The following is a 10,912-nucleotide window of genomic DNA, read 5'->3' as shown; positions in this document are numbered from 1 at the left end:
TCGGCGGGCGCGCTCCTGGTGCCGCTCACCGTCTACCGCGCGGCGCGACGCCTGGCCCGTACGCCCTACCGGACCGGACTGGAGACGGCCGCCCGCCGGGTCCTGGAGGCCAACCGCGCCGCCCCCGGCGACTTCGGCCCCCTGGAGGCCTCGCTGTCCGCCCTGGCCTGGTCGCGGCCCGGGCCCGCGGCGCGCTGGCTGACGGGGGAGGCCCTCGCCGAAGTATCGGTTCGCCTGCACCGGGCGGCGACCCTGCCCACCTCCGTCCAGCGCCCCGGCGAGGCACGCGCGCGTGCCGCCCTGGCCCGTGCCGCCACCGACCACCGGGTCCTCGAACAGGCGGCGGAGATCCGCGGTCAGCGCCTGCACGCCCCCTTCCTCGACAACCAGGTCGTACGGGCCTGCCGCGGCCTCCCCGAATCGCTGCGCGTGCAGCCGGACGCCCGGGCCGGAATCCTGCGCACCGTCCTCGCCGGGGCGGGCATCCACGACCTCCCGCCCGGCTGGGGCACACCCCACCCGGCCGTCCCGGCCGCCGCCGCCCGCGCCGGACTGCGCGCGGCGCTGCCCCAGCTCCTGGCCCTCTTCGAGGCCCCGCTCCTCGCCGACGCCGGCCTGATCGAGGCCCGCGTGGTCCGCGAGGCGCTGCGCTCCGCCGCCGACGGCGCGCCCGTCCCCCTCGACGGCCTCGCCGACCTGATCTCCACCGAACTGTGGCTCCGCCGCCTCCTCGCCCGCCGCGGCTCCTGCTGGACCGACACCACGGCCCCCCGCCCGCCCCGCGCGGTGCCGGGTCCGCTGATCCCCGCCTCGCGTTCGCTGTCCGCCTGAAGGGGGAGGCCCGGCGAAACGTTCCGCACGCTCGTTCGGGTGAAGGACGCCCGTTTCCGCCCCGGGTGAGGCCCTACGCTGAGAATCTCGCACCGAGCGAAGGAGGTCGGTCATGGCGATGCCGGTTCCGGAGGACGTGTTCCCCGAGGAGCTGCCCGACCGTGAGGGTGCGAGTGTGCGGGAGACCTTCGAGCTGTTCAGTGCGGCCGCCCCCAAGGGCTGGCGCGTGGAGCTGATCGAAGGGGAGATCTACGTGGTACCACCGGCCAATGGCGAACACGAGGAGATCGTGTCGGAACTGACCGGTCAGGTCCGTGATCATGACAAGCGGCTTGGCCGGTACACGGGCATCGGCCTCACCCTCCCCGGCGCCACCGACCCGGTGCGGGTGATCCCCGACCTCGTCATCGCCCCCAGGGGCAGCTTCGACGACCAGCAGGCGTGGCACGCTCCCGACCCCGTGCTCCTCGTCTCCGAGGTCACCTCCGCCGCCACGGCCGGCCGCGACCGCCTCCAGAAGATCCGCGCCTACGCCCGCGCCGGCATCCCCGTCTACCTGCTCATCGACCGCGCCGCGGACGAGGCCGTCGTCTGCTCGGAACCCGTCGGCGACGACTACGCCCACAAGGCCGCCCACAAGCTGGGGACGGCGGTCCCGCTCCCCGCGCCCCTCGGCTTCACCCTGGACTCCGCCGCCTTCCGCGGGTCCCCGGCCGAGTGACCCCGGGACGGCCCCGCTCCCGGTAAACCCCGAGGCGCCCGCCCCGCCCACCGGCCACAATGACCCGGTGCGGTATCTCATCCTCGGCACCACCGAGGCCCTCGGCCCCGACGGCAGCCCCCTCCGCCTCGGCGGTGCCCGGCTCCGGGCCCTCCTCGCCGCACTCGCGCTGCGCGGCGGCCGGCCCGCCTCCCTCACCGAACTCGTGGACGACGTCTACGGCGACGAACCGCCACGGGACGCCCCCGCCGCCCTCCAGGCCCTCGCGGGCCGCCTGCGCCGGACCCTCGGCCCGGGGGCCGTCCTGTCGGTACCCGGCCCCGGCTACCGTCTCGCCGCCCGGCCCGAGGACATCGACCTGTACGTCTTCCGCCGCCGGGCCGCGGAGGCGGCGGCCCGGCTCGACGCCGGGGACCCGGAAGCCGCCGCAGCCCTGTTCCGGGACGCGCTCGCCCTCTTCCGCGGCCCCGCCCTCGCCGACCTGCCCGGTCCGGCGGGCCTGCGCCCCGAGGCCCAGCGGCTCGCCGCCCTGCGCCGGCGCGTCGAGGCCGACCTGCGGCGCGGCGCCCCCGGACTCGTACCGGAGCTGACCGAACTCACCGCCACGTACCCCTACGACGAGGCCTTCCACGCCCAGCTGATCCGCGCCCTGCGCGCCGAGGGCCGCCCCGCCGACGCCCTCGCAGCCTTCGCCTCCGCCCGCCGCACCCTCGCGGACTCGCTCGGCACGGACCCCGGCCCGGCCCTGACGGCCCTCCACCACGAACTGCTGACGGGAGGCGCGGGGGCGGGGCGCGGCACGCCGGCCCCTGCCTTCCCCCGGCACCCCGCCGCCGATCCGGCGATCCCGGCCGCCGCCGGGCCTCCGCCCCCGGCCCGCCCTCCGGCCCCCGGCCCGGATCAGGGCACCGGCGCGGTCACCGCCGTGGCGGGGGGCCCGGCGGACCGGGAGAGCGTCACCGGTCCGGAGGCGACCCAGGAGATCCGGGCGCCCCGGGCCGTCGGGGGTGCCCAGGGCGCGCCCACCCGGGCCCCGGCCCCGGCTCCCCCCGGCGAGGCGGCGCCGGCGGCCGGGGGGACCGCCGCCTTCCCAGCCCTCGGCGCCACCGGCGCGGCGCCGGCCCCCGCCCCGGAGCGGACCACCGGCGCGGCGGCGACGGCGACCGCGGAGACCACCGGCACACAGGCCCAGACTCCTGCCGAAGCGCCGGCGCGCACCGCCCCCGCCGCCCCGCCCGCCACCGCCCTCGAGCACATCCCCCACCCCGCCACCGGCAACATCCGGCCGCGCCTCACCTCCTTCGTCGGGCGGGAGCCCGACCTCGCGGCTCTGCGGGAGGACCTGGCGGGCTCGCGGCTCGTCACGCTCACCGGCCCCGGGGGGTCGGGCAAGACCCGGCTCGCGGAGGAGGCCGCGCGGCGGGCCGCGGGAGCCGATGCCTGGATCGCGGAACTCGCGCCGCTCGACGACCCCGACGCCCTCCCCGGCGCCGTCCTCTCCGCGCTCCGGCTCCGCGAGACCAGCCTCATAGGGCGGGACGGCGCGGCGCCGCTCCAGAACGACCCGACCGCCCACCTCGTCGAGCACCTCTCCGCGCGTCCCTTCCTCCTCGTCCTCGACAACTGCGAGCACGTGATCGACGCGGCCGCCGCGCTCGCCGAGACGCTCCTCACCCACTGCCCCCGGCTCCGTGTCCTCGCCACCAGCCGCGAACCCCTCGGCGTGCCCGGCGAGACCGTCCGCCCGGTCGAACCGCTCCCGCCCGACCCGGCGCACCGCCTCTTCGCCGAGCGGGCCCGCGCGGTGCGCCCCTGCTTCGACCCCGGCCGGGAGGCGGCGGCCGTCGCCGAGATCTGCCGCCGGCTCGACGGGCTGCCGCTCGCCATCGAACTGGCCGCCGCCCGGCTCCGGCTCCTCACGCCCCGGCAGATCGCCGACCGCCTGGACGACCGGTTCCGGCTGCTCACCTCCGGAGCCCGCACCGTGCTGCCGCGCCAGCAGACCCTCCGCGCGGTCGTGGACTGGTCCTGGGACCTCCTCGACCCGGACGAGCGGGCCCTGCTCCGCCAGGTGTCCGTCTTCGCCGGCGGCTGGGACATGGCCGCCGCCGAGGCCCTGGCGCCGGACGCGGCCGGCACGCTCGGCGCGCTCGTCGACAAGTCGCTGGTCGTCGCCACCCCCACCGAGGCGGGCGAGATGCGCTACCGGCTCCTGGAGACCATCCACGAGTACGCGGCCGAGCGGGCCGCCGAGACCCCGGAGCTCCGCGCCGCCGCCGAGGCCGCCCACACCGCCCACGTCACCGCCCTCGTCGAGGAGGCCGAGCCGAAGCTCCGCTCCCGCGAGCAGCTGCCGTGGATCGACCGGATCGAGCGGGACCTCGACAACATCCGCGCCGCGCTCCACCGCACCCTCGTCACCGACCCCGACGAAGCGGCCGCGCTCCGCCTGGTCTTCGCCATGGGCTGGTTCTGGTGGCTGCGCAACTACCGCGCCGAGGCCCAGGCCTGGGTGGCCCGCGCGGTGGCGCTCGGCGACGACCCGGACGACCCCGCCGACCCGCGCCACTGGCCGCGCATGCGCCTGCGCATGCTGCAGTTCTTCCTCGCGGTCGAGACGGAGGACTCGACGGGCGTCTTCGAGGACCGGGGGTGGACGGAGGCACTCGTCCGCCGCGTGCGGGCCGCGTTCGAGGACCGGCCGGGCCCGGAGGCCGCCCACTTCCCCGGTCTGCTCTGGCCGTTCACCGCGTACCTCACCGAGGAACCGGCCGTGATGAAGGACCTGCTCGACACCGCCGTGGACAACTGCCGCCTCCACGGCGGCGACTGGGAGGTCGGCGTCAGCCTCATGTTCCGTACGCACATGGTCATCGACATGCCCGGTGACCTGCCCGGGGTGGACGAGGCCCTGGTCGAGCTCCGCGACATCGCACGGCGCGTCGGCGACCGCTGGATGGCGGCCCAGATCGCCAGCGCGGCGGGCGAGGCCCACACGATGCGGGGCCGGCACGCGGAGGCCGGTGAGGCGTACGAGGAGGCGCTCGCCCTCGCCCGCGAGGTCGGCGCCCACGCCGAAGCCCCGTTCCTCCTCGGCCGCCTGGCCGAACTGGCGTACCGGGCCGGTGACCTGGAGGCCACGGAGGCGGGCCTGGACGAGGCCTCCCGCGAGGCCGAGCGCTACCGCGTGCGCGGCACGCAGACGTACATCTGCTTCCTCCGCGCCTCCCTGGCCCTCCACCGGGGCGATGTCACCGAGGCCCGCGCCCAGCTGGAGGAGGCCGACCGGACCTTCGCGATCGGCACGCCGCCGCCGCACTTCGAGGCGGTGATGACCGGACTCGCCGCGCGCGTCGAGGCGTACGAGGGGAAGGGCGCCAGCGCCGTCGCCAGGGCCGTGCGGGCCCTGCGCTCCGCCCGGGACCTGCGGTGCGCGGACTTCATCATGGCGGGCATGGGGGACGGGCTCGCGGTCGCCCTCGCGGAGGCGGGTGAGGCCGCCCTCGCCGTACGGGTCCTGGCCGCCGTGGACGACTGGCGGCAGGGGACGCCCCGATCGTTCCCGGAGCTCCAGGACGCCGAACGCGTGGCGGCCCGGGCCCGGGCAGGGCTGGGCGTCTCCGCCGTGACGGCCGCCCGCGCGGCGGGGGCGGGACTCGGCGTGGACGACGTCCTGGATCTGGTCGAGCCGTTCGCCCGGGCCGTCGGATCCGTCGACTCCCCCGTCCCCGCCGGGCCGGCGGGGACGGTCAGGCGCAGCTGATCCTGGACATCGCCCAGTCGGCGACGGCGACCCGGCCGAAGGGCGTGTGGTCCTCCACGACGAGCCGGAGGGTGGAGCGGCCGGTGAGGTCGACGTGCACGGGCTGCGGCGGGTCGCCGGGCCTGACCACGTCGGAACGCCAGAGCCGTTCGTCGTCCCCGTACACGGAGAAGCGGACGCCGCCGACCCCGAGCGGGGCACTCAGATCGTCGATGCCGACCGTCGCGTCGTAGCCGGTGCACTGCCGGTTGAGCCGGATGACCAGGGAGGACGGCGCCTGGACGCTGACGCCGTGCGCGTAGGGGGTGCCGCCGATCGAGAGCCCGCCGCGCTGCCACATCCAGGTGCTGTCGGCGAGGGACACCTCGGGCTTCGTACCGTCGCCGAAGGTCGCGTACCGCAGCTCGCTGACCTGGTAGACGGCCGGTGGCGACGGCTTCGGGGAAGGCTGCTCCGGCGTGGGTGTCGGCGTCGGCGTGGGTGTCGGTGTCGGGGTCGGCGTGGGCGTGGGCGTAGGGGTCGGCGTGGGTGTCGGCGTGGGCGTGGGCGTGGGGGGCGGTGGGGAGGCCGGCTTCGGGGTGGGTGCCGGCGTCGGGGGCGGGGCCGGCGCCTCGGCATGTACGAGCGGAGGCGGCGGCACCGGTTTCGGTTTCGGCTTCACCGACGGGGGCGGCGGCGCGGGCGGCGCGACGGGAGTGGTGACCGTCGGCGCGGGCTTGGGTGCCGCCACCGGCTCGGGGTCCCCGGCCATCGCCCAGACGAGGCCGGCCGCCGCGGCGACGGCCACGGCCGCGGCGATACCGGCCTTCGCGGGCGCACCGAGCCCCTCGGCGGCGGCCCCGCCGGCGGCAGCGCCGCCCGAGGTGCCGTTGGCCGCGGCCGCCGCCCCGGCACCGGCCGCGCCGACGGCGCCGCCCGCGACGACTCCGGCGGCCTTGAGCGAGTAGCCGGCGGCGAACCAGCCGATGACGGCGACCGGCAGGAGCGCGGGGATCCCGGCGTTGACGTGCGCGAGTTCACCGGCGGCGAGCCGGCACTTGGCACACTCCTCCAGGTGCTTGCGCAGTCCGCGTTCGGCCCGCATCCGCAGACCGCCGCGGGCGTAGGCGCCGAGCCGGTCCGCGTATCGGGCGCAGTCGCCGCCCGCGGTGAGGGACTGGCTGACGTGGGCCTGGAGGTAGGCCTGCTTGAGCCCTTCGCGGGCGCGGCTGGCGAGGACGGCGGTGGCGTTGGCGGTCAGCCCGAACAGCGGGGCGACATCGCTGGGCGACTCCTCCTCGACGGTGGTGTGCCAGAGGACCGCCTGCCAGCGCTCGGGCAGGGACCGGAAGGCCTGCATGGCGAGCGACTGCTCGGCCTCGTGCATCGCCTTCACGTCCGCGCCCAGGTCCATCGTGTCCTGGTCGGAGACCTCGGAGGAGCGCGCGGCCTCGGCGGCGAAGACGGCGAAGTCGTCGACGAGGTGCTCACGCTTCTGCGACCTGACCCAGGTGGCGGCGACCCGGCGGACCGTGGTCATCAGATAGGCGCGCACGGCCTGTTCGGGCCCGGCGCCGCCGCGTACCGCCTGGAGGGTGCGGGCGAAGACCTCGGCGGTGAGGTCGTCGGCGGTGTGCGCGTCCCGGCAGCAGGTCCTGGCGTAGCGCCGGACGGCCTCGGAGTGGCGGCGGAACAGCTCCTCGTACGCGGTGCCGTCGCCCTCGCGCATGCGCTGGACGAGGTCGGCGTCGGACGGCGGCAGCTCCCGGGGCGGCGGCAGCACGGAGTCGTACCCCTCCTCGACGCCGGCCCCCGGCCCCCCCGCCCCCTCCCCACCCTCCGCGAGGACACCTGCGGCTCCGTTCCCCGCGGCACCGGTGTATGCGCCGGCCGCCTCGGCTCCCGTGGGTCCGGTGTACGCACCGGGAGTTCCGGCTTCCGCGACCTCGGTGTACGCACCGGCCACCTCGGCTCCCGTGGGCCCGGTGTACGCACCGGGAGTTCCGCTTCCCGCAGTCCCGGTGTACGCACCGGCAGTTCCGGTTCCCGCGATGTCCGTGTACGCGCCGGCGGCTCCGGCTTCCGTGGTCCCTGCGAACGCGCCGGGCTCTCCGTCCCTCGCGGCTCCCGTGTACGCGCCGGCCGCCCCGGCTTCCGGGGCCCCGGTGTACGCGCCGGGAGTTCCGGCTTCCGTGGTTCCCGCGAACGCGCCGGCGGTGCCCGGCTCCGTGTTCCCGCCCGGCCCCGCGCCGGCGGCCCCCGTGCCCCACCCGGACGGCGCCGTCCCGGGAGTCGCCCCCGCGACGCCCCCGGCCTCAGCACCTCCGGCAACGGCGGGTCCCTGACGGGCCTCAGCAGCTCCAAAGCCCGTGGATCCCGGCCGGGCTCCGGTGGACCCCGTCCCCGTCCTCGCGCCCTCGCTCCCGGCGGGCGCCGTGCCCTCGCGCTGCGGTGGCACGCTCGCGTCGGCCGGGGCCGAACCGCTGCCGGCGGACGCGGTCGGCTGTGCCGGAACGGCGGGAAGTCCCGAGGGGCCGCCCTGGCTCGGTACGTGTCCGGAGGGCAGGCCCCCGGCTTCCGTGGCGCCGCCGTTGCCCAGTGGATCGTCCCGACTGTCACCGCTCATGGCGGAAGCCCCCGTAAGCACGCTCGGATCCGAACATCGGCCAAGCCTGCCACAGCGCGCGGGCACGCCGAAGCGCCGCGTCCACTTACCACTCGTCCGGGGCGACTTCCGGTGTCCGGGCGTGACCGCTCACACGTTCGTGGCATGCTCGTTGGTCCGCCCGGACCAGGAAAGACGCGCTCCGCCGCTCGCACCGCCCCGTGGGGCAGGCCCTCCCGGGGCCCGTCCCTACCGGGAGCGCAGTCCTTCGAGCAGGATGTCGAGGAGACGGGCCGAGGCCGCCGCCTGGTGGGCCGCGTCCGGCAGCGCCGGAGCGGCGGTGGCTATCACCAGGAGCACATCGGCCACGGTCACGTCCTTGCGCAGCTCGCCCGCCGCCCGGGCCCGCTCGACCAGCCGGCCGACGACCTCCAGCAGCTCCGCGGCGCCCGCGTCGTCCCGCTCGTCCGCGGGCACCGCGCGCGGCGCGACCACCCGCGCGTCGGCCTGCTCGGCCACGACGGCGCGCTGGGACGGCACCCGCGCCCCGTCCTCCGCGACCGCCCCCGGCTCGGCGTCCGCGCCGGCGACGGCCGGCACCACACTCTCGTCCACGCCGACCCGCAGCACCTGCGGCGGCAGCAGCCGCCCGGCGCCCGAGGCCACCGAGGTCCGCAGGAACCGCGAGAGCGCCGACCACGGCTCGTCCTCCTGGCCCAGCGCGGCCCGCGCCTGCTCCGTCAGCCGGGAGGTCTCCTCCTCGGCTATGCGCCGCACCAGGACGTCCTTGCTGGGGAAGCGGCGGTAGACCGTGCCCACCCCGACCCGGGCGCGCCGCGCCACGTCCTCCATCGGCGCCCCGTAACCCAGCTCGCCGAACACCTCGCGCGCCGCGCGCAGGACGTGCTCCAGATTCCGCTGGGCATCCACCCGCAGCGGCGCGGACCGGCCGCCGGACACCGGCGAGGTGCCCGCGCCGTTGCCGTTGCGCAGCTCGGCGACGGCCGTACCCTGCTCGTCGCCGGCCGTACCGACGACGCTCTGCCAGCGTGCTTCCTGCATGTGCATAAGCGTTCCCCCGCTCATGATGTCTCCCCCCGGAGACTCCCCGCCCTGACACGAGGTCCGGCCCGCGAGCGCAGCGGTCACGCGCTCAGCTCCGGAACCCCGATGAAGTACGAACATAGTTGAGTCGGAGTCAATTCAGAAGGGGGAGTTCCGCACGGTCCGCCCCCCGATCGGAGCAAGGACCGGAACTCACCCGATTCCGACCCCGCTCACCGGCCGCCACCCCCACCCTGACCTGCGGGGTTCTCCGCGCGAGCCGGGCGCGCGCCACCCCGCGCCTCCGTACCCCTCCGGTCACACAATCTGTCGAGCCTGTGGACAAACCCCGGTCGGCGTTGCGTCATGGGACAGTGACCGAACCTGCGCGCATTCTCGTGGTCGGCGGTGGCTACGTCGGCATGTACACCGCGCTGCGCCTCCAGCGGCAGCTCGGTGCCGAGCTCAGAGCCGGTACCGCCGAGATCGTGGTGGTCACCCCCGATCCGTACATGACGTACCAGCCGTTCCTGCCCGAGGCGGCGGCCGGATCGATCTCCCCGCGCCACGTCGTCGTCCCCCTGCGCCGGGTGCTGCCCCGCTGCCGCGTCCTGATCGGCGAGGTCCACTCCGTCGACCACGCCGCCCGGACCGCCACCCTCTCCACGCTCGCCACCGAGGAGGAGGGCGCCGGCGACACCCGGCTCGGCTACGACGAGCTGGTCATCGCCCCCGGATCCGTCTCCCGCACCCTCCCGGTCCCCGGCCTCGCCGACCACGGCATCGGCTTCAAGACCGTGGAGGAGGCCATCGGCCTGCGCAACCACGTCCTCGAGCAGATGGACATCGCCTCCTCCACCCGCGACCCCGCGCTCCGCGACGCCGCCCTCACCTTCGTCTTCGTCGGCGGCGGCTACGCGGGCGTGGAGGCGCTCGCCGAGCTGGAGGACATGACCCGCTACGCCGCCCGCTACTACCACAACGTCAAACCGGAGGACCTGAAGTGGGTCCTCGTCGAGGCCACCGACCGCATCCTCCCCGAGGTCGGCGAGGAGATGGGCCGGTACGCCGTGCGCGAGCTGCGCGGCCGGAACGTCGACGTACGGCTGCGGACCCGGCTCGAGTCCTGCGAGAACCGCGTCGCCGTCCTCAGCGACGGCACCCGTCTGCCCACCCGGACCGTCGTCTGGACCGCCGGGGTGAAACCCGCGCCCGTCCTCGCCGCCACCGACCTGCCCCTCGACGAGCGGGGCCGCATCCGCTGCACCGCCCGGCTCACCGTCGACGGAGTCGAACACGCCTGGGCCGCCGGCGACGCCGCCGCCGTCCCCGACGTCACCGCCCGCGAACCCGGCACGACCTGCGCCCCCAACGCGCAGCACGCCGTCCGCCAGGCGAGGGTCCTCGCCGGGAACCTCGCCGCCTCCCTGCGGGGGGAGCCGCTCAAGGAGTACGCGCACGCGTACGCCGGCTCCGTCGCCTCCCTCGGCCTCCACAAGGGCGTCGCGCACGTCTACGGGCGCAAGCTCAAGGGGTACCCGGCCTGGCTGATGCACCGCGCCTATCACCTCAGCCGGGTTCCCACCTTCAACCGGAAGGCCCGCGTCCTGGCCGAATGGACCCTCTCAGGCCTGTTCAAACGGGAAATCGTCTCCCTCGGATCCCTGGAACATCCCCGGGCCGAATTCGAACTGGCCGCCTCTCCACCGCCCGGTCCCGGCGACAAGCCGTCGGCCTGACATCACTGTCAGTGCACTCCTCCACACTGGACGTGTGACCATAGGTGGATCCACACCTGCACAGCGTGACTCCGCACGGCACCCACACCACGAGGCATACAGATCCGTGAACTTCACCCGTTGGAGCGCCCGGCTCCCCGGCACGCAGCGCCGCGCGGCGCGGGGGACCGAACGCTCCGTGCCCGCCGCCCGCGGTGAGTACGGTCAGCAGCCGCAGCAGTCCGCCGAGG

The 10,912-nt window shown here is 76.2% G+C and carries 6 protein-coding genes; 4 read left to right on the top strand and 2 right to left on the bottom strand.

Annotation, left to right across the window (positions count from 1 at the left end; all coding sequences use genetic code 11):
* The 3 genes from RIF68_RS14040 to RIF68_RS14030 form a co-directional block, all read left to right on the top strand.
* On the top strand, nt 1–831 hold an 831-nt coding region (locus RIF68_RS14040; RefSeq protein ID WP_309051564.1), incomplete at its 5' end, for an asparagine synthase-related protein.
* Between the two features lie 112 nt (nt 832–943).
* Complete coding sequence (locus RIF68_RS14035) at nt 944–1,552, top strand: Uma2 family endonuclease (RefSeq protein WP_309051563.1); 609 nt, start codon at nt 944–946, stop codon at nt 1,550–1,552.
* Between the two features lie 67 nt (nt 1,553–1,619).
* A complete protein-coding gene (locus tag RIF68_RS14030) occupies nt 1,620–5,315 on the top strand; it encodes a BTAD domain-containing putative transcriptional regulator (RefSeq protein ID WP_309051562.1) in 3,696 nt (1,231 codons plus the stop codon).
* On the opposite strand, the gene RIF68_RS14025 is transcribed toward RIF68_RS14030, so the two are convergent.
* Complete coding sequence (locus tag RIF68_RS14025; protein WP_375165697.1) at nt 5,302–7,023, bottom strand: sigma-70 family RNA polymerase sigma factor; 1,722 nt, start codon at nt 7,021–7,023, stop codon at nt 5,302–5,304. The two genes, RIF68_RS14030 and RIF68_RS14025, sit on opposite strands and share 14 nt — an antisense overlap.
* A 1,125-nt stretch (nt 7,024–8,148) precedes the next feature.
* The gene (locus RIF68_RS14020; RefSeq protein WP_309051560.1) at nt 8,149–8,985 is read right to left on the bottom strand and encodes a helix-turn-helix domain-containing protein; all 837 of its coding nucleotides are present in this window, start codon (nt 8,983–8,985) and stop codon (nt 8,149–8,151) included.
* A 332-nt stretch (nt 8,986–9,317) separates the two neighbouring features.
* Here RIF68_RS14020 and RIF68_RS14015 point away from each other — a divergent pair, with 332 nt between their 5' ends.
* Nucleotides 9,318–10,682, top strand: coding sequence for an NAD(P)/FAD-dependent oxidoreductase (locus RIF68_RS14015; protein ID WP_309051559.1), 1,365 nt, complete (start codon nt 9,318–9,320; stop codon nt 10,680–10,682).
* Nucleotides 10,683–10,912: the final 230 nt, after the last annotated feature.

Origin of the sequence: Streptomyces sp. (genome assembly GCF_031178505.1) — a bacterium.
Classification (GTDB): Bacteria; Actinomycetota; Actinomycetes; order Streptomycetales; family Streptomycetaceae; genus Streptomyces; species Streptomyces gulbargensis.
The sequence above is the reverse complement of the archived record's forward strand: the minus strand, read 5'-3'. Positions and strand labels throughout refer to the sequence as shown.

Excerpts from the sequence above, each read along its gene's own strand:
- RIF68_RS14020 (WP_309051560.1), bottom strand. The coding sequence starts at position 8,985 with ATGAGCGGGGGAACGCTTATGCACATGCAGGAAGCACGCTGGCAGAGC.
- RIF68_RS14035 (WP_309051563.1), top strand. The coding sequence starts at position 944 with ATGGCGATGCCGGTTCCGGAGGACGTGTTCCCCGAGGAGCTGCCCGAC.
- RIF68_RS14025 (WP_375165697.1), bottom strand. The coding sequence starts at position 7,023 with ATGCGCGAGGGCGACGGCACCGCGTACGAGGAGCTGTTCCGCCGCCAC.